The organism is Rubrivivax sp. A210 (assembly GCF_904426505.1).
Taxonomy (GTDB): Bacteria; Pseudomonadota; Gammaproteobacteria; order Burkholderiales; family Burkholderiaceae_C; genus Rubrivivax.
This window is the reverse complement of record NZ_CAJGBN010000001.1, coordinates 26,563-44,977: the sequence shown is the minus strand read 5'-3', so window position 1 is coordinate 44,977 and position 18,415 is coordinate 26,563. Positions and strand designations below refer to the sequence as shown.

Below are 18,415 nucleotides of genomic sequence, written 5' to 3'. Positions count from 1 at the left end.
TCGCCGGCTTGCCGCAGATTGGTGCCCGAGATGCGACAGCGCCCGGCGCCGCCAAGACAGCGGCTGCCGGGCGCGGCGTTTCACCCGCCCGACCACGAACCCAATACCGAGGCAAGCCATGCAGTTCAAGAAGCGACTCTCCCTCCTGGCGCTGGCCGCCAGCGCCACGCTGACCGCCGCGCCGGCCGCGGGCGCCCCCATCGTGCTGGGCTCCAACCTGGCCAGCTTCACGGTGCTGGGCGCGCAGACCGTCACCAACACCGGCGCCACCACCATCGTCGGCAACCTCGGCGTCTCGCCCGGCACCGCGATCACCGGCGGCGGCACCATCAGCCTCACCGGCACCGTACACGCCACCGACCCCTTTGCCGCGCTGGCCCAGGCGCAGCTGATCACCGCCGTCAGCGACCTGGATGCGCTGGGCGCCGGCTCGCTGCTGCAATCGGACCTGACCCTGTCGGGCATCCTGCTGCCCGGTGTCTACCGCGTGCCGGCAGGCATCACCAACCTGTCGGGCGCGCTCACGCTGGACGGCGGCGGCGACCTCGACGCCTTCTGGGTGTTCCAGATGGACAGCACGCTGATCACCTCGCCGAATTCGGCCGTCAACGTCATCAACACCGGCTCGGGCGCCGCCGTGTTCTGGAACGTGCGCAGTTCGGCCACGCTGGACACCAACACCGCCTTCCTGGGCAACATCCTGGCACTCACCAGCATCAGCATGAACACCGGCGCCACCGATGTGTGCGGCCGCGCGCTGGCCCGCAATGGCGCCGTCACGCTGGACCACAACAGCCTGTCGGGCGACTGCGTGGGTCTGCTCGACGACAGCAACGGCCTGGGTGGCGGCGTGGCCGGCACCGGCAGCGGCGACACCGGCGGCGGCACGCCGACGACACCGTTTCCCGTGCCCGAGCCCGGCACGCTGGCGCTGATGCTGGCCGGCCTGCTTGCGCTGCCCCTGGGCCGCCGGACGGTGCGCCCGCGCCGCTGAATCGATGGGTTCGCCAGCGCACAGACCGGCGCTGGTAGTCCACCTACAAACACCCCCTCACTGTCGGGCAGTTGCCGCCAGCCTTCACCCCAGACACCGACACCGCGGCAACCCCGCCAGGAGACAACATGAACGCGCCAGACCGTAATTCCAACCCCCGGGCGGCCCTTGCAGCCGTGCTGCTCTCGGCGCTGCTCGCCGCCTGCGGCGGCAGCAAGCTCGACCCGGTGCTGGGCACGCCCGCCTTCGGTGTCGCCCCCAGCGTGACCGCCACCACCCCCGTGGCCAGCAGCCCCGTGGTCACCGGCGTGGCCGCGGGCAGCACCGTCACCGCCAGCTTCAGCAAGCCCATGGCTGCGGCCAGCCTCACGGCCACCAGCTTCAGCCTGGCCTGCCCGGCCGGCACGCCCACCGCCGCCAGCGTGGCCTATGCCGCCGCCACCCAGGTGGCGACGCTGACCCCCACCGTGGCGCTGCCGCCCAACACGCTGTGTACCGCCACCATCAGCACCGCGGTGCAGGACAGCAGCGGCATGGCCCTGGCCGCCAGCAAGGTGTGGAGCTTCCAGACTGCGCCGCTGGCCGACACCACGCGCCCCGCGGTCACGCTCAACACCCCGGCCACGGCCGCGGTCGGCGTCGCCACCAACGGCAAGGTCACGGCCACCTTCAGTGAAGCCATGAACGCGGCCACGCTCACGGGCACCAGCTTCACGCTGACCAATTCCACCCTGGCCGCGGCCGTGCCCGGCACCGTGAGCTATGCCCCGGCCGCCCGCACCGCCACCTTCACGCCCACCGCGGCGCTGGCCGCCAACAGCCTGTTCACGGCCACCGTCACCACGGCCGCCACCGACAGCGCCGGCAACGCGCTGGCCGGCAATGCCGCCGTCGCCCCCGGCGCCGGCAACCATGTCTGGACCTTTACCACCGGCGCCACCGCCGATGCGCTGGCGCCCACCGTGGCCACCATCAGCCCGATCGACGCCAGCACCGGCATCTGCCTCACGCGCAGCGTCACCGCCGGCTTCAGCGAGGCGATGGATGCCGCCACGATCACGACAAGCAGCTTCACCGTCACCGACAACGGCGTCGCCGTGCCGGGCAACGTCAGCTACGACGCCGCCGGCCGCCTGGCCAGCTTCGTGCCCACGGCAGCCGCCGGCTTCGCGGCCAGCAAGCCCATGGTCGCCACCATCAAGTCGGGCGCCACCGGCGTCACCGATCTGGCCGGCAATGCGCTGGCCGCCGACCGCAGCTGGACCTTCACCACCGGCACCTCGGCCTGCGCGGCGGGCGTCAATCTGCGCAGTGCAGCAGCCTTCGGCGCCTTTGGCGGCGCCGCCGGCGTCACCAACCAGGGCATCAACACCGTGGTCGGCGGCAACCTGGGCAGCACCGCGGCCTGCACGCTGATCACCGGCCTGCACGACGCGGCCAACGTCTACACCCAGAGCCCGCTGAACATCGGCGCCGTCAACGGCAGCATCTACTGCGCGCCGCCGGCCCCGGGCACCACCACCACGCTGGCCATCGCCACCCAGGCGCGCGCCGATGCGCAGACGGCCTACAACGAACTCGCCGCGCTGCCCCCCGGTGGCGACCCCGGCGCCGGCCAGCTGGGCGGACTGGTGCTGACCGCCGGCACCTACACCTCGGCCGGCGGCACCTTTGCCGTGACCGCGGGTGACCTGACGCTGGATGCGCAGGGCGACAGCAATGCCGTCTTCGTGTTCCAGAGCGCCTCGGCGCTGACCGTGGGCCTGCTCGCCACGCCGCGCCGTGTGCTGCTGGTCAACGGTGCCCAGGCCCGCAATGTGTTCTGGCAGGTTGGCAGTGCGGCCCGCATCGAGGACGGCAGCGCCATGGTGGGCACCATCATCGCCCCGGCCGGCGTGACCATCTCGACCGCCGGCCAGACCGCCCAGACCACCCTGGTCGGGCGCGCCATCGGCCTCACCGCCTCGGTGACGCTGGTCAACACCACGGTGACCGCACCGTGAGCGCGCCCCTCCACCTCCAGGGCCTGACGGCCCGCCGCCCCCCATCCCCCAGGAAGAATGCGATGAACAACACCCATGCCCTGAGCCGCTTCGGCCTGGCCGCACTCGGCCTGCTGCTGGGTGGCGGCGCCGCGCCGGCACTGGCGCAGGACGAAGGCTATGCCTATGGCGGCCTCTCGGTCGGCCAGTCGCGGGCCCGCATCGACGAGGCGCGCATCACGGCCAGCCTGCTCGGCAGCGGTCTCACCACCACCTCGATGTCGCGCGACGAGCGCGACACCGGCTTCAAGCTCTTCGGCGGCTACCAGTTCAATCGCTGGTTCGGGCTCGAGGCCGGCTACTTCAAGCTCGGCAAGTTCGGCTTCGAGTCCACCACGACGCCGGCCGGCACGCTGGCCGGCGAGATCAGCCTCAAGGGCTTCAACCTCGACCTCGTGGGCACGCTGCCGCTGACCACCTATCTCTCGGCCATAGGCCGTGTCGGCGTGCAGACCGCCAAGGCCACCGACCGCTTCAGCGGCACCGGGGCCGTCACCGTGCTCGACCCCAACCCGAGCAAGCGCAGCACCCAACCCAAGTTCGGCCTCGGCCTGCAGTACGAGGTGACGCGCAACTTCCTGGTGCGCGGCGAGATCGAGCGCTACCGCGTCAACGACGCCGTGGGCAACAAGGGCGACGTCAACCTGATCTCGGTGGGCCTGGTGATCCCCTTCGGCCGCGCGCCGGAAGCGGCACCGCAGCGCACGAGCATGGCGCCGGCCTATGTGCCGCCGCCGGCACCGGCGCCCGCACCGCCGCCGCCGGTGGTGATGGCGCCGCGCGAAGTGCCGCCGCCGCCGCCCATGATCGTGGCCGCGCCGCCGCCGGCACCGCCGGTGGTGGTGCCGCCGCCCCGCCGCCGCGTCAGTTTCTCGGCCGATTCGCTGTTCGGCTTCGACCACTCGGAGATCCGCCCCGAGGGCCGCGCGGCGCTCGACGTGTTCGTCAGCGAGATGAAGGGCACGCGCTACGACGTCATCACGGTCGAGGGCCACACCGACCGGCTGGGTAGCACGGCCTACAACGAGGCGCTGTCGGGCCGGCGTGCCGACACCGTCAAGGCCTATCTGGTGGGCACGGGCGGGCTCGAAGCCAGCAAGATCACGGTCGCCGCCAAGGGCGAGGCCGAGCCGGTGTCCAAGCCCGACGAATGCAAGGGCAACAAGGCCAACGCCAAGTTGATCGCCTGCCTGCAGGCCGACCGCCGCGTCGAGGTCGAAGTCGCGGGCACCCAAGCGGGCACGCGCTGAGCCCGACGGAGCACAAGCAGATGGTCAAGAAGAATCACGGCAACAAGGAAGCCAAGAAGCCCAAGCGCGAAGCGCCTGCGGCCAAGCCGCCCGTCACCGGCCTGAGCCTGCCGGCCATTGCGCCGCTGGCCAAGACGCCCCACAGAAAATAGGCGCGGCGGTCGCGCCAGGCGTGGCCGGGATGCAAGTCCCGGCCACCGCCGAGCGCTTGCGGTGAAGACGAGGGAAACCCGCGATGGACGAGTCGCGCGGCCAGCGCCTGCAGGCCGGCCCCATGTTCATCGTCATCGCGGCCCTGCTTTTCGGCCCCGGTATGCCGTTGACGTGGCGCATTGCTGTCACCTGGCCGCAGCCAGGGCCCCATGACGGTCCCGAAGATGGCCCCGCCATAGCGGGAAGTCAACGAACGATTCGGGATGCCATGAAACAGAAAACCCCAGTCGAATGATCGATCTGGGGTCTTGTGCAGGACGGCATGGGACGTCCGGAGACGCCCCGGGACAGCCTCACATGTGGTCGATCATCACCTGCCCGAAGCCCGAGCAAGAGACCTGGGTAGCGCCTTCCATCAGGCGCGCGAAATCGTAGGTGACCTTCTTGCTGGCGATGGAGCGCTCCATGGCGGCAATGATCAGATCGGCCGCTTCGGTCCAACCCATGTGGCGCAGCATCATCTCGGCCGAGAGGATCTCCGAGCCCGGGTTGACATAGTCCTTGCCGGCGTACTTGGGCGCCGTGCCGTGGGTGGCCTCGAACATGGCGACGCTGTCGCTCAGGTTGGCGCCCGGGGCGATGCCGATGCCGCCCACCTGGGCCGCCAGCGCGTCGGAGACATAGTCGCCGTTGAGGTTGAGCGTGGCGATCACCGAGTACTCGGCCGGGCGCAGCAGGATCTGCTGCAGGAAGGCATCGGCGATGCTGTCCTTGATGACGATGTCCTTGCCCGTCCTCGGATTCTTCAGCTTGCACCAGGGGCCACCGTCGATGGGCAGGGCACCGAATTCCTTCTGCGCCAGGGCATAGGCCCAGTCGCGGAAGCCCCCTTCGGTGAACTTCATGATGTTGCCCTTGTGGACGATGGTCACGCTGGGCTTGTCGTTGTCGATGGCGTACTGGATGGCCTTGCGCACCAGGCGTTCCGTGCCTTCGCGGCTGACCGGCTTGACGCCGATGCCCGAGGTATTGGGGAACCGAATCTTGCGCACGCCCATCTCGTCCTGCAGGAACTTGATGAGCTTCTTGGCCTTCTCGCTTTCGGCCTCGAACTCGATGCCGGCGTAGATGTCTTCCGAGTTCTCGCGGAAGATCACCATATTGGTCTTCTCGGGCTCCTTCACCGGGCTGGGCACGCCCTTGAAGTACTGGATGGGGCGCAGGCAGACGTAGAGGTCGAGTTCCTGGCGCAGCGCCACATTGAGCGAGCGTATGCCGCCGCCCACCGGCGTCGTCAGCGGGCCCTTGATCGAGACCACGTAGTCGCGCACCGCGTGCAGCGTTTCCTCGGGCAGCCAGACGTCGGGGCCGTAGATCCGGGTCGACTTTTCGCCGGCGTAGACCTCCATCCAGTGGATCTTGCGCTTGCCGCCGTAGCTCTTGGCCACCGCGGCATCGACCACCTTGAGCATCACCGGCGTGATGTCGAAGCCGGTGCCGTCGCCCTCGATGTAGGGGATGACCGGCTGGTCGGGCACATTGAGCGAGTAGTCGGCGTTGACGGTGATCTTCTCGCCCTGGGTGGGCACCAAGATGTGCTTGTACATGCGCGGTCTCCGCGTGGCCGGGCATCAGGGCCGCGGCTCGTGTTTAGATGGCGGCCATTCTAGTTCACGGGCCTTGTCAACCAGGCCCTCGGCGACCACGTTGAAGCGGTGCTTCCCCGCCAACGATGGGGGGGCAATTCAGAAACTTTCGAAAGGTATTCCGAGATGAACAAGCTCCTGGCCGCCCTGATCGTCGCCGCCTTCGCCACCACTGGCGCCTTCGCTGCCGACGCCAAGCCCGCCGCCGAAGCCAAGCCCGCCGCCGCTGCCGCGTCTGGCGCCAAGAAGGCCGACAAGGCTGAAAAGGCCGAGAAGAAGGCCGAGAAGAAAGAAGAAGCCAAGAAGTAATCTTCTTGTGCCGCGGGTGCCGCGCACGGCACCCGGATCGACACGCCCGGCTCGCCGGGCGTTCTCGTTTGTACGGCCCGGCTCGCCTGACCGTTCAGAGCGTGGCGCAGTAGGCGGCCACCTGATGCCACAGCCCGCGGCCCAGCGCCCAGCCCGATCCGGCCAGCAGCAGCGCACCGGCGGCCCGCACGGCCAGTTTCTCGCGTGCCGCGGCACCCCCCCCGGCCAGCATGCGCTGCCAGGCCCAGGGCGCAGCCAGCAAACCGGCCGATGAGGCCACGGCAAACACAGCCATCGCTGCGGCACCCGCGGCCGCGTGGTTGGCCATCGAGGCCACCAGCAGGGCCGATTGCAGCAGGCCGCAGGGCCAGAGCACCCAGAGCCCGCCGCCTGCAGCGGCCTTCATGGGGCCGCGACGCGGGCCGTTCAACGGCTGCCAGCCGTTGGCATCGGCCGAGGCCGGTGCGCGGCCGATGCGGCCCAGCCAGGCCGGCTGCCGGCCGGTGAAGAGCAGCCACAGTCCCAGCGCCAGTGCCGCCGCATGCAGCAGGGCCCAGAGCGGCCTCAGCGCCGGGCTCAGGCCCGAGAGCCAGGCCAGCGCACCCACGCTGGCCGCTGCCACCGCGCCGCCAAGCGCATAGCTGGCAATGCGCGCCAGATGGAAGGCCCACAGCGCCGACCGCGGCCCGCGCCCCACCACGGCGGCGCAGGGCGCGGCACACATGGCCGCGCAATGCGGCGTGCCGGCCAGCCCGAGCAGGCCAGCACTGGCGATGAGGGCGGCGTCCACCCCTAGATGATGCGGGAGAAGCGTTCGCGGACCTTGTCGGCCTGCAGGTGCTTGTCGAAGACCATGGCCACGCCGCGCACGAAGTACCAGCCGGTGGCCGTGACCTGGATCTCGCGCTCGCCGATGCCGACCAGGCCCATCTCGGCCAGCGGCTTGAGGCGCTCGAGCTCGGTGGCGAAATCGCGCTTCATGTCGACCAGGTAGGCCAGTTCGATGGACTCGAACTCGAGCCGGCCCTGGCACATCAGCGACATGATGATGGCGCGGCGCACGATGTCGTCGCGCGTGAGCGCCAGGCCGCGCACGATGGGGAACTCATCGTGCTGCAGCGCATCCTCGTACTCGGCCAGCGTCTTGGCGTTCTGGCTGTAGGTGGCGCCGACGCGGCCGATGGACGAGACGCCCAGCGCGATGAGGTCGCAGTCGGGCTGGGTGGTGTAGCCCTGGAAATTGCGGTGCAGCCGACCCTGGCGCTTGGCCACCGAGAGCGCGTCGTCGGGCAGCGCGAAGTGGTCCATGCCGATGTAGTCGTAGCCGTTGTCGGCAAAGCCTGCAAGCGCGTCGCCCAGCATCTGCACGCGCTGCTCGGCCGTGGGCAGCGCGGCGCCGTCGATGCGGCGCTGCGGCTTGAAGCGCGTCGGCAGGTGGGCATAGGCATAGAGCGCGATGCGGCTGGGGCGCAGTTCCGACACCTGGGCGATGGTGCGCGCGAACGAGGTCGGGGTCTGCTTGGGCAGGCCGTAGATGAGGTCGACGTTGATCGACTCGAACTTCAGCGCCCTCGCCTCGCCCACCAGGTCGGCCACGCTCTGGTAGGGCTGGATGCGGTGTACCGCGGCCTGCACGTCAGCGTCGAAATCCTGCACGCCGAAGCTGATGCGGTTGAAGCCCATGGCGGCCAGGTTGCGCATGCGCTCGCGCGAGGCGGTGCGCGGGTCGACCTCGATGGAAACCTCGGCCTGCGGTATCAGCTTGAAACTCTTGCGCAGCATCTCCATCAGCTGGCCGAGTTCGTCGTCGGACAGGAAGGTGGGCGAGCCACCACCCAGGTGCAGCTGCGACACCGGCTGGCCGCGCCCGAGCTGGGCCGTGTGCAGATCGACTTCCTTGGCCAGCAGTTCGAGGTAGCCGGCGCCACGGCTCTTGTGCTTGGTGATGATCTTGTTGCAGGCGCAGTAGTAGCAGAGCGACTCGCAGAACGGGATGTGGATGTACAGCGACAGCGGCAGCGCACCGCCCGCGATGGCGCCCTCGGCGCGCTGGCGCAGCGCACAGCGGTACTCATTGGGGCCGAAGGCCTCGACGAAGCGGTCAGCCGTGGGGTAGGAGGTGTAGCGCGGGCCTTGCACGTCCAGCTTGCGCAGCTGCTCCTCGGTGAGCGGTGGCGTGCGGACGAGGGTGGGATTGTTCATGGCGGCGACTCTGACAAATGCGGCGTCGGGCCGCTTGACAATTCTCAAGCGAAGTCTATGCCGGGTGTCGGCCAGGGCCATGGCCCCGCGCTTCGCAAGATTAAGAACGGCTCATCCGCATGGGCGATACTTGCGGTCTTCGCCACCCGAGGAAATCCATGCAGGCGTCCCAGTCGCCCATCCGCCTCGAGCCCTTCAAAGTTGCCTGTTCCAGCTGCAATCTGCGCGAGTTGTGCCTGCCCGTGGGCATGTCCAACGACCAGATGCTGCGCCTGGACGAGTTGGTCTCGACACGGCGCTCGCTCGCCCGTGGCGACGCGCTGTTTCGCACCGGTTCACCCTTCACCTCTCTTTACGCGGTACGCACCGGCTTCTTCAAGACCAATGTCACTTCGGAAGACGGGCGCGACCAGGTCACCGGCTTCCAGATGGCGGGCGAGTTGCTGGGCCTGGACGGCATAGGCACCGAGCGCCACACCTGCGACGCCATCGCGCTCGAGGACTCGCAGGTCTGCGTCATCCCCTTCAACCTGCTGGAAGACCTGTCGCGCGAGCTGTCCGACCTGCAGCGCCATTTCCACAAGATCATGAGCCGCGAGATCGTGCGCGACCATGGTGTGATGCTGCTGCTGGGCAGCATGCGCGCCGAGGAGCGACTGGCCGCCTTCCTGCTGAACCTGACGCAGCGGCTGCGCAAGCGTGGCTTCTCGGCCAGTTCGCTGGTGCTGCGCATGACGCGCGAAGAAATCGGCAGCTACCTCGGTCTCAAGCTCGAGACCGTGAGCCGGGCGTTTTCCAAGTTCCAGGAAGACGGGCTGCTCGAAGTGAAGCAGCGCCAGATCCGCGTGCTCGACGTGGCCGCGCTGCAGGCGCTGGTCAACGGCAGCGGCAGCTAGGCCGTTTGCGCGTGCCGGTGGCCTAGCGCCGCCAGAGCTTCGATTCGGTATTGACCTCTTCGGCGCTGCGCGCCAACGCGGCCGAAAGCCAGCAACTCATCGCCATCGCCGCCCAGAAGACGAAGAAGGCGAGCGAGTAGACGGCGGTGTCCGACAGATCCAGCGCCTGGCCCGTGATCAGGTGCAGCGTGCCGGGATCGACGAACGAGAAGACGACGATCTCGAGCACGGCGGCACCCATGAAGGCCGGCCAGGCGATGCTGGCCATACGGCGCATCGAAGCTCGCATCGCGTGGCCCCCGCCCTCAGCGCGACGGCGTCGCGGCGTGGTTGCGCGCCTGCATCGCCGGCGCGTCGGCACCATTGGCCACCGAGGGTGCGACCAGCACCGGGTCGGGATGGCGTATGGCCAGGCCCAGCGTGACGAAGCTGGCCACCACCACCAGGGCCGGGCCGCCGATGACCAGCCAGACGATGGGCAGGCGCCACCAGGCGGTCGGCTTCTGTTCGGACGTGCGCGGGTCGCTCATTGCAATGCTCCTGCGGTGGCCGCCTCAGCGGGGCACCATGAATGTCGATTTCTCGACCTGGGTTCGGCTCGCCTCGTCGGCGCTGGCGGCGATGCGCTCGACGACGAATTCGACGCCATGGCTGCCGGGGCCGACGGAGGCCGCGGCTTCGGGCGGCACGCGCAGCGCCAGCGGAACCCAGCGCGCCTGGGCCGAGCCGATCTCGATGTCGGTCTTGAGATCGGTGGCCAGGCCCGGCAGGCCGCGTGCCGTGATGCGGTAGCGCTGCTCGCTCTCGCTGGCGTTCATCAGTTGCAGGCGGTAGACGTTCTCGACCCAGCCATCGTCGACCACGCGTGACAGCACGCCGCGGTCACGAACGACATCGACCCGGAAGGGCGAGCGCATCAGCAAGCTGACCAGCAGCGCGCCGCAGATCAGCAGCAGCACCAGGCCATAGCCGATGACGCGCGGGCGGAAAATGCGCTTGATCTCCTGGGCGCGGCCGAGGTGCTTGTCCATGCCCTCGAGCGTGTCGTAGCGGATGAGGCCGCGCGGGTATTGCATCTTGTCCATCACGCCGTTGCAGACGTCGATGCAGGCGGCGCAGCCTATGCATTCGTACTGCAGGCCGTTGCGGATGTCGATGCCGGTGGGGCAGACCTCGACGCACAGGCCGCAGTCGATGCAGTGGCCCAGATTGGCGGCCTTGAGATCGGTCTTGCGTCCGCGCGTGCCGCGCGGATCGCCGCGTTCGGCGTCGTAGCTGATGATCAGCGTGTCGCGGTCGAACATCACGCTCTGGAAGCGTGCATAGGGACACATGTACTTGCACACCTGCTCGCGCAGCCAGCCCGCGTTGCCGTAGGTGGCCAGGCCGTAGAACAGGATCCAGAACAGCTCCCAGGGCCCGAGGCCGAAGGCGAGCACAGCGCCGCCCAGGCTGCGTATGGGCGTGAAGTAGCCGACGAAGGTGAAGCCGGTCCACAGGCCGATGGCGATCCAGGCCGCCTGCTTGGCGGTCTTGCGCCACAGCTTGTTCAGGCTCCAGGGCGCGGCATCGAGCTTCTGGCGGCGCGGGCGGTCGCCCTCGATGTGACGCTCCACCCACATGAAGATCTCGGTGTAGACCGTCTGCGGGCAGGCATAGCCGCACCACAGCCGCCCCGCCACCGTGGTGAAGAGGAAGAGCGCATAGGCCGAGATGATGAGCAGGCCCGTCAGGTAGATGAAATCCTGCGGGTAGAGCACCAAGTTGAAGACATAGAAGCGCCGCGACGGCAGGTCGAACAGCACCGCCGGGCGCCCGGCCCACTGCAACCAGGGCAGGCCGTAGAAGATGATCTGCGTCGCCCACACCAGGGCCCAGCGCCAGCGGGCGAACCAGCCGCTCACGGCGCGGGCATAGATCTTCTTCTGCGCCTGGTACATCGACACCACCACCGTGCGCGCATCGTCTTCCGATGCGGCAGGGGTGGCGGCGATGGTTTTGGGCTCCGTCAAAGGATCACCGGTCTTCAGTTGCCCGCGACGCGGGTGCCCTGCGACAGGTTCCAGACGTAGGCCGACAGCACATGGATCTGCGCCGGCGTGAGCAGGCGGCCCTGGGCCGGCATGACGTTGGTCTTGCCGCCCGTGACCATGGCGACGATGGCCGGCTCGCCCCAGCCGTGCAGCCAGGTCTTGTCGGTCAGGTTGGGCGCGCCGATCGCCGCCATGCCCTTGCCGTCGGGTCCGTGGCAGGCGGCGCAGGCGCCGAACTTGGCCTTGCCGAGCTGGGCCGCGACGTCGTTGTGCGCGCTGCCCGACAGGCTCAGCACATAGTGGGCGACGTTCTTCACGTCCTCGCTGGTGCCCACCGCGGCCGCCATGGGCGGCATCATGCCGGTGCGGCCTTCGGCGATGACCTTGCCGATGTATTCGGGCGTGCCCGCGCCCAGCCAGTCGCTGTCGGCCAGGTTGGGGAAGCCCTTGCTGCCGCGTGCGTCGGAGCCATGGCACTGCGCGCAGTTGTTGAGGAAGAGGCGCTGGCCTATGCCCATGGCCTGCGCGTCCTTGCCCAGTTGCTCGGCCGACATGGCCGTGAACTTGGCATAGACCGGCTCCAGCGCGGCGCGCGCCTTTTCCTGCTCGGCCTCGAACTGGCCCCGGCTGGTCCAGCCCAGGCTGCCGGCATTGGTGCCCAGGCCCGGGTAGAAGGCCAGGTAGACAGCGGCAAAGACCACGGTGGCCACAAACAGCCACATCCACCAGCGCGGCAGCGGGTTGTTGAGCTCCTGCAGGTCGACGTCCCAGACGTGGCCCGTCGTGTTGTCGTTGGCCATCACCTTGCGGCGGCTCGCGATGACGAGCAGCACGAGGCAGAAGACCAGGCTCAGGACCGTCACCGCGGCGACGAACAGGGCCCAGCCACTGGATACGAAATCACTCACGGGTTCTCTCCTCGGGATGCGTTGACGGCCGGCTCGGGCTTTTCGCCGGCGAAGGGCAGCTGCGCCGCCTCTTCGTGGTCGGCGCGCCGGCGGCGGCTCCAGGTATGCAGCATCAGCGCCACGAAGAGGGCCAGGCTGGCCACCGTGACAGCGACGCGAAGGTCATTGACGTCCATGGGCTGCCCTCCTACTTGGCGGCCCCGGCGGTGCCCAGCACCTGCAGGAAGGCGATCACGGCATCCATCTCGGTGCGGCCCTTCACATCCTCGGCGGCCTTGGCGATCTCGGCGTCGCTGTAGGGCACGCCCACCTTGCGCAGCGCGGCCATGCGCGGCGCCATGCTGGCGGGGTCGACGGCCGCGGTCATCAGCCAGGGATAGGCTGGCATATTGGACTCGGGCACGAGGTCACGCGGGTTGTTCAGGTGGGTGCGGTGCCACTCGTCGCTGTACTTGCCACCGACGCGGTGCAGGTCGGGCCCGGTGCGCTTGCTGCCCCACTGGAAGGGGTGGTCATAGACGAACTCGCCGGCCGTCGACACCGCGCCGTAGCGCAGCGCCTCGGCGCGGAAGGGGCGCACCATCTGCGAGTGGCAGTTGTAGCAGCCCTCGCGAATGTAGACATCGCGCCCGGCCAGTTGCAGCGGCGTGTAGGGCTTGAGGCCCGGCGCCGCCTGCGTGGTTGAGCGCTGGAAGAACAGCGGCAGGATCTCGACCATGCCGCCCACTGCCACCGACAGCAGGATCAGCACGATCATCAGGAAGTTGTTGGTCTCGATCTTCTCGTGACCGACCGGCACATGTGCATTGGCCATGTTCTGTTTCTCCTTGTGGGCCGCGTCAGGCATGGGCCGGCGCAACCGCCGGCACCGCCACTTCGACGGCGTGGCCGCTCTTGGCCGTCATCACCGTGTTCCACAGCATGATGACCATGCCGCTCAGGTAGAGCAGGCCGCCCAGCAGGCGCACCACGTAGTACGGGAAGGTGGCCTTCACGCTCTCGACGAAGGTGTAGACCAGGGTGCCGTCGGGGTTGACCGCGCGCCACATCAGGCCTTGCATCACGCCGGCGATCCACATCGCGGCGATGTACAGCACGATGCCGATGGTGGCCAGCCAGAAGTGGGTCTCGATGGCCTTGACGCTGTACATCTGGCTGCGGCCGAACAGGCGCGGGATCAGGTAGTACAGGCTGCCCATGCTGATGAGGCCGACCCAGCCCAGCGCGCCGCTGTGAACGTGGCCGACGGTCCAGTCGGTGTAGTGGCTGAGGGCGTTGACGGTCTTGATCGACATCATCGGGCCCTCGAAGGTGCTCATGCCGTAGAACGACAGGCTCACGATCAGGAACTTCAGGATGGGGTCGTCACGCAACTTGTGCCAGGCACCGCTGAGCGTCATGATGCCGTTGATCATGCCGCCCCAGCTCGGGGCCAGCAGCACCAGGCTGAAGATCATGCCGATGCTCTGCGCCCAGTCGGGCAGCGCGGTGTAGTGCAGGTGGTGGGGGCCCGCCCACATGTAGGTGAAGATCAGCGCCCAGAAGTGGACGATGGACAGGCGGTAGCTGTAGACCGGACGGCCGGCCTGCTTGGGGATGAAGTAGTACATCATCCCCAGGAAGCCGGCGGTGAGGAAGAAGCCCACCGCATTGTGGCCATACCACCACTGGATCATCGCGTCCTGCACGCCGGCATAGGCCGAGTAGCTCTTGAACAGGCTCACCGGAATGGCCGCGCTGTTGACAATGTGCAGCAGCGCCACGGCGAGGATGAAGGCGCCGAAGAACCAGTTGGCCACGTAGATGTGGCGCACCTTGCGGATGCCGACGGTGCCGAAGAAGACGATGGCATAGCTCACCCAGATCACGGCGATCAGGATGTCGATGGGCCACTCGAGCTCGGCGTACTCCTTGCCGCTGGTCATGCCCAGGGGCAGCGTGACGGCCGCGGCCAGGATCACGAGCTGCCAGCCGACGAAGGTGAACATCGCCAGGCCGGGCGCGAACAAGCGCGTCTGGCAGGTGCGCTGCACCACATGGTAGGAGGTGGCAAACAGCGTGCAGCCGCCGAAGGCGAAGATCACCGCATTGGTGTGCAGCGGGCGCAGGCGGCCGTAGCTCAGAAACGAGATACCGAAGTTCAGCTCGGGCCATGTCAGCTGTGCGGCAATGATCACGCCCACCAGCATGCCCACCACGCCCCACACCACGGCGGCCACGGAGAAAAACCTGACCACCGTATCGCTGTAGACACCGCCTCCCGGTGCCACGGCATTGTTTGCCATCAAAAATCTCCTCTATTCGGCGGATCTCGCCTCACGCGCGATTCTTCTGTGCCGCCCTTACAAGACCCTTGATCGCCATCAAGCGGCGGTGGGTCGTCTTCCAGGATGCGCTCGCCTTCCTGTTCGAGGTCGTCGAACTGGCCCCGGTGCAGGGCCCAGCCGAAGACAGCGATGATGACGAGCACCAGGCCCGCGGACAGCGGGATCAGCAGGTAAAGACTCTCCATGGCGTTTCCTAGCGGGCCGCGCGCAGGGCGTTGAAGACCACGGCCAGCGAGCTGAGTGCCATGCCCAGGCCGGCGGCCCAGGGCGGCAGCCAGCCGGCCACGGCCATGGGAATGGCCAGCGCGTTGTAGACCAGGGCCCAGGCGATGTTCTGGCGCACGATGGCCACGGCCTTGCGCGCGCTGCGCCGGGCACGCACAACATCGGCAAGGTCATTGGAGGTGACCACCGCATCGGCCTGGCTGCGCGCCACCAGGGCGCCCTGCCCCATTGCCAGCGAGGCATCGGCTCGCGCCAGCACCGGGGCATCGTTGATGCCGTCGCCGACCATCACGACGCGCTCGCCGGCAGCCTGCGCGGCGGCCACCGCGGCCAGCTTGGTCTCGGGCGTGGCCGCGGCGACGATCTCGTCGAAGCCCACGCGCGCAGCCAGGGCCTGGGCACGCGGCAGGGCATCGCCGGTCAGCAGCGTCACGCGCAGGCCTTCGGCGCGCAAGGCCTGCAAGGCCGCAATGGTGCCGGGACGCAGCGTCTCGTCGAAGACGAAGGCGGCGCGGGCGCGGCCGTTGCAGCCCAGCCAGACCTGGCCCTCGCCCGTGGCCGCGGCATCGACCCAGGCCGCGGAACCCAGTCGCCAGCGGCAACCCTCGCCGTCGAGCGCCTGCACGCCTTGCCCTGCAACCTCCTCGAAGCCTGACCAGCCGAGACCCGAGCGCTCGGCCGGGGCCGACCAGCCTTGGCCTGGGGTCTTGACCGCGGCCGCCGCGACCAGCGCACGCGACAGCGGATGCGTTGACCATGCCGCCAGCAGCGCCGCCGTCGCCAGCGCGTCGCGCTCGCCAGCGGCCTCCCAGCCAGGGCTGCCGGCCTCGGTCAGCCGCGTCTGGCGCCACTGCGGGCGGTCCTCGGTCAGCGTGCCGGTCTTGTCGAAGAAGAACTGCGTCGCGCCGGCCAGGGTCTCGATGGCGTCAAGGCGCTGCACCAGCACGCCGCGCCGCGCCAGGCCGCGCGCCGCCGCCACCAGGGCGGCCGGTGCTGCCAGCGAAAGCGCGCAGGGACAGGTGACGATGAGCACCGCCACCGCCACCGGCAGCGCACGCGAGGGATCGACGAAGTGCCAGTACAGCGCCGCCAGGCCCGCCAGCAGCAGCACGCCCCAGAGGAAGGGCCCGGCCCAGCGGTCGGCCAGGCGGGCCGCGGCCGGCCGCTGGCTGAGCGCGCCGCGCATCATCTCGACGATGGCCTGCACACGCGTGTCGCCGCCGACGCGTTTGACGCGCAGCAGTACCGGCGCCCCGAGGTTCAGGCTGCCGGCCACGAGTTCGTCGCCGACGGCCTTCTCGACCGGCGCGGACTCGCCGCTGAGCAAGGCCTCATCGGCCCGCGTGGCGCCCTGCTCCAGCAAGCCATCGGCCGCGAAGGCCTGGCCCACCGGCACGCGCACCAGATCACCGGGCTGCAGCCGCTGCGGGCTCACGGCTTCGGTGCTGCCGTCGGCGGCCACGCGCCAGGCGGTCTCGGGCAGGCGGGCCAAAGCGCCCTCGAGTGCCGCCGCGGCACGTTGGCGCGCACGCAATTCAAGATAGCGCGCCGCAAGCAGGAAGCTCACGAACATGGTCAGCGAATCGAACCAGACCTCGTCGCCGAAGGCGCCGCCGGGGTCGAATGCGGCACCGCTGCTGGCGACGAAGGTGATGGCCACGCCCAGCGCCACTGGCACGTCCATGCCGATGCGGCGTTGGCGCAGTGAACGCCAGGCACCGCTGAAGAAAGGCCCGGCGGAAAAAAGCAGCACCGGCAGCGAGAGCAGCCAACTGCCCCAGTTGAGCAGCTGGCGCAGATCGGGCGCCAGCGTGCCGGCGTCGGCCACATAGCTGGGCGTGGCGAACATCATCACCTGCATGGCGCAGAACGAGGCCACGAAGAGCCGCCACAGGGCCTGGCGATGCTCGGCCTGGCGCAGAGCCCGCGCCGGCGCGGCGGCATCGGGCACGGCGTCGTAGCCGGCGCCGCGCACGGCGGCGATCAGGAGCGAGGGCTTGGTGGCCGCCGGATCCCAGGTCACGGTGGCGCGCTCGGCGGCGGCGCTGACGCGTGCGCCGCGCACGCCGGGCACGCCCATCAGGGCGCGCTCGATGATGCCGCTGCAGGCGGCGCAATGCATGCCCGAAAGCTGCAGCGACGATTCCGCCAGGCGCACACCACCGGCCCCGGCCACCATGCGCGTGAACTGGCCCTGCTCGAGCGGGTCGTCGACGACCTCGAGAGCCGCGGCTGCTGAGACTGCCGCGGCCGGTTGAGCAAGTTCTTCGGCCTTGGCGGCAGTCATCGGGACGGATTCAGTGAAAGAGATAATCTAGGACCGACCCTGCAAGAGACCCATGACCACCGTCAACGCAAGCCCTGCCCTCACCCGCCTCGGGCCACTGCTTCTCGGCATGCTGGCCGCGCTGGCCCTGATGCCACCGCAGGCCCGGGCGCAAACGGCGCCGCAACCCAAGCTGCAGACCATTGCCATCACCGCCGGCATGCATGTGATCCAGGCCGAGCTCGCGATCTCGTCACAGGAGCAGGCCACGGGCATGATGTTCCGGCGCGCGATGCCCGGCAACGAGGGCATGCTCTTCGTCAACGACGAGGCGGGCATGCGTTGCTTCTGGATGAAGAACACGCTGGTCCCCATCACCATCGCCTTCATCGACGACGACGGCAGCATCGTCAACCTGGCCGACATGCAGCCGCAATCTGAGCAGTCGCACTGTTCGGCCAAGCCCGTGCGCTACGCGCTCGAGATGCATCAGGGCTGGTTTGCCAAGCGCGGGCTGAAAGCCGGCTTCAGGCTGCGCGGCCGGCCCTTCAAGGGCTGAAGGCGGCCGCGCCGGCCTCGCATCAGGCGTAATTGCTCTCGGCGAAGCCCCAGTTCACCAGCTTGTCGAGGAAGGTCTCGACGAACTTCTGGCGCAGGTTGCGGTAGTCGATGTAGTAGGCGTGTTCCCACACGTCCACGGTGAGCAGCGCCTTGTCGGCAGTGGTCAGGGGCGTGCCGGCGGCGCCGGTGTTGACGATGTCGACGCTGCCGTCGGCCTTCTTCACCAGCCAGGTCCAGCCCGAGCCGAAATTGCCCACGGCCGACTTCACGAAGGCTTCCTTGAAGGCTGCGTAGCTGCCCCACTTGGCCGTGATGGCCGCCGCCAGCGCGCCGGTGGGCTCGCCACCGCCGGCCGGCTTCATGCAGTTCCAGAAGAAGCTGTGGTTCCAGATCTGGGCGGCGTTGTTGTAGATGCCGCCGCTGGCCTTCTTGATGATTTCTTCCAGCGTCAGGGCTTCGAACTCGGTGCCCTTCTGCAGGTTGTTGAGGTTCACGACATAGGCGTTGTGGTGCTTGCCGTGGTGAAACTCGAGCGTCTCCTTGCTGTAGTGCGGCGCCAGGGCGTCGATGGCAAAGGGCAGTGCGGGCAGGGTGTGTTCCATG

21 protein-coding genes are annotated in these 18,415 nt (G+C 68.7%); 8 read left to right on the top strand and 13 right to left on the bottom strand.

Translation table 11 applies throughout. The annotated features are described in order from the left end of the window. Nucleotides 1-118: 118 nt before the first annotated feature. The 5 genes from JMV16_RS00210 (at nt 119) to JMV16_RS00195 (ending at nt 4,734) form a co-directional block, all read left to right on the top strand. Nucleotides 119-994 (top strand): ice-binding family protein, encoded by an 876-nt coding sequence (locus JMV16_RS00210; RefSeq protein WP_201492144.1) that lies wholly within the window; start codon nt 119-121, stop codon nt 992-994. Between the two features lie 128 nt (nt 995-1,122). Then, complete coding sequence (locus JMV16_RS00205) at nt 1,123-2,997, top strand: Ig-like domain-containing protein (RefSeq protein ID WP_201492143.1); 1,875 nt, start codon at nt 1,123-1,125, stop codon at nt 2,995-2,997. A gap of 62 nt (nt 2,998-3,059) precedes the next feature. Next, complete coding sequence (locus JMV16_RS00200; RefSeq protein ID WP_201492142.1) at nt 3,060-4,286, top strand: OmpA family protein; 1,227 nt, start codon at nt 3,060-3,062, stop codon at nt 4,284-4,286. Between the two features lie 20 nt (nt 4,287-4,306). Next, a complete protein-coding gene (locus JMV16_RS24400; protein ID WP_255511399.1) occupies nt 4,307-4,438 on the top strand; it encodes a hypothetical protein in 132 nt (43 codons plus the stop codon). Nucleotides 4,439-4,521: 83 nt separating this feature from the next. Further along, nucleotides 4,522-4,734 carry a hypothetical protein gene (locus JMV16_RS00195; RefSeq protein WP_201492141.1) on the top strand — a complete coding sequence of 71 codons (213 nt, stop codon included), beginning with the start codon at nt 4,522-4,524 and terminating at the stop codon, nt 4,732-4,734. Between the two features lie 58 nt (nt 4,735-4,792). On the opposite strand, the gene icd is transcribed toward JMV16_RS00195, so the two are convergent. Continuing rightward, nucleotides 4,793-6,046, bottom strand: coding sequence for an NADP-dependent isocitrate dehydrogenase (gene icd / locus JMV16_RS00190; RefSeq protein ID WP_201492140.1), 1,254 nt, complete (start codon nt 6,044-6,046; stop codon nt 4,793-4,795). A gap of 165 nt (nt 6,047-6,211) precedes the next feature. On the opposite strand from icd, the gene JMV16_RS00185 reads away from it, so the two are divergent. Continuing rightward, nucleotides 6,212-6,394: a hypothetical protein gene (locus tag JMV16_RS00185; protein WP_201492139.1), complete on the top strand. Its 183-nt coding sequence runs from the start codon at nt 6,212-6,214 to the stop codon at nt 6,392-6,394. A 94-nt stretch (nt 6,395-6,488) separates the two neighbouring features. Here the strand turns inward: JMV16_RS00185 and JMV16_RS00180 are convergent, their stop codons facing one another. Both JMV16_RS00180 and hemN read right to left on the bottom strand, forming a co-directional pair. Then, nucleotides 6,489-7,184 (bottom strand): sulfite exporter TauE/SafE family protein, encoded by a 696-nt coding sequence (locus JMV16_RS00180; protein WP_201492138.1) that lies wholly within the window; start codon nt 7,182-7,184, stop codon nt 6,489-6,491. 2 nt (nt 7,185-7,186) lie between these two features. Then, nucleotides 7,187-8,596 (bottom strand): oxygen-independent coproporphyrinogen III oxidase, encoded by a 1,410-nt coding sequence (gene hemN, locus JMV16_RS00175; RefSeq protein ID WP_201492137.1) that lies wholly within the window; start codon nt 8,594-8,596, stop codon nt 7,187-7,189. A 158-nt stretch (nt 8,597-8,754) separates the two neighbouring features. On the opposite strand from hemN, the gene fnr reads away from it, so the two are divergent. Next, nucleotides 8,755-9,492, top strand: coding sequence for a fumarate/nitrate reduction transcriptional regulator Fnr (gene fnr / locus JMV16_RS00170; protein ID WP_201492136.1), 738 nt, complete (start codon nt 8,755-8,757; stop codon nt 9,490-9,492). Nucleotides 9,493-9,514: 22 nt separating this feature from the next. Here fnr and JMV16_RS00165 read toward each other — a convergent pair whose 3' ends face one another. Genes JMV16_RS00165 through JMV16_RS00125 form a run of 9 tightly spaced genes read right to left on the bottom strand, consistent with a single transcriptional unit; the run spans nt 9,515 to nt 17,272 of the window. Beyond that, nucleotides 9,515-9,769 carry a hypothetical protein gene (locus JMV16_RS00165; protein WP_201492135.1) on the bottom strand — a complete coding sequence of 85 codons (255 nt, stop codon included), beginning with the start codon at nt 9,767-9,769 and terminating at the stop codon, nt 9,515-9,517. Between the two features lie 28 nt (nt 9,770-9,797). Continuing rightward, complete coding sequence (locus JMV16_RS00160; protein ID WP_201492134.1) at nt 9,798-10,022, bottom strand: nitrogen fixation protein FixH; 225 nt, start codon at nt 10,020-10,022, stop codon at nt 9,798-9,800. A gap of 24 nt (nt 10,023-10,046) precedes the next feature. Then, a complete protein-coding gene (gene ccoG / locus JMV16_RS00155; protein ID WP_411565007.1) occupies nt 10,047-11,558 on the bottom strand; it encodes a cytochrome c oxidase accessory protein CcoG in 1,512 nt (503 codons plus the stop codon). Then, the gene (gene ccoP, locus JMV16_RS00150) at nt 11,519-12,433 is read right to left on the bottom strand and encodes a cytochrome-c oxidase, cbb3-type subunit III (protein WP_201492133.1); all 915 of its coding nucleotides are present in this window, start codon (nt 12,431-12,433) and stop codon (nt 11,519-11,521) included. Before ccoP ends, ccoG begins: the two co-directional genes overlap by 40 nt. After that, the gene (locus JMV16_RS00145) at nt 12,430-12,609 is read right to left on the bottom strand and encodes a cbb3-type cytochrome oxidase subunit 3 (protein ID WP_201492132.1); all 180 of its coding nucleotides are present in this window, start codon (nt 12,607-12,609) and stop codon (nt 12,430-12,432) included. Before JMV16_RS00145 ends, ccoP begins: the two co-directional genes overlap by 4 nt. Nucleotides 12,610-12,620: 11 nt before the next feature. Next, entirely contained in the window at nt 12,621-13,247 is a 627-nt protein-coding gene (gene ccoO / locus JMV16_RS00140) for a cytochrome-c oxidase, cbb3-type subunit II (RefSeq protein WP_201492131.1), read from the bottom strand. A gap of 25 nt (nt 13,248-13,272) precedes the next feature. Next, nucleotides 13,273-14,718 (bottom strand): cytochrome-c oxidase, cbb3-type subunit I, encoded by a 1,446-nt coding sequence (gene ccoN, locus JMV16_RS00135; RefSeq protein ID WP_201492130.1) that lies wholly within the window; start codon nt 14,716-14,718, stop codon nt 13,273-13,275. Then, the gene (ccoS, locus tag JMV16_RS00130; protein ID WP_201492129.1) at nt 14,718-14,945 is read right to left on the bottom strand and encodes a cbb3-type cytochrome oxidase assembly protein CcoS; all 228 of its coding nucleotides are present in this window, start codon (nt 14,943-14,945) and stop codon (nt 14,718-14,720) included. The genes ccoN and ccoS overlap by 1 nt, the downstream gene beginning before the upstream one ends. A gap of 8 nt (nt 14,946-14,953) precedes the next feature. After that, entirely contained in the window at nt 14,954-17,272 is a 2,319-nt protein-coding gene (locus JMV16_RS00125; protein WP_201492128.1) for a heavy metal translocating P-type ATPase, read from the bottom strand. Between the two features lie 52 nt (nt 17,273-17,324). Between JMV16_RS00125 and JMV16_RS00120 the strand changes: the two genes are divergently transcribed. Continuing rightward, on the top strand, nt 17,325-17,810 hold the full coding sequence (locus JMV16_RS00120) for a DUF192 domain-containing protein (protein ID WP_201492127.1): 486 nt from the start codon (nt 17,325-17,327) through the stop codon (nt 17,808-17,810). Between the two features lie 22 nt (nt 17,811-17,832). Here JMV16_RS00120 and JMV16_RS00115 read toward each other — a convergent pair whose 3' ends face one another. Beyond that, on the bottom strand, nt 17,833-18,414 hold the full coding sequence (locus JMV16_RS00115) for a superoxide dismutase (protein ID WP_201492126.1): 582 nt from the start codon (nt 18,412-18,414) through the stop codon (nt 17,833-17,835). Nucleotide 18,415: the final 1 nt, after the last annotated feature.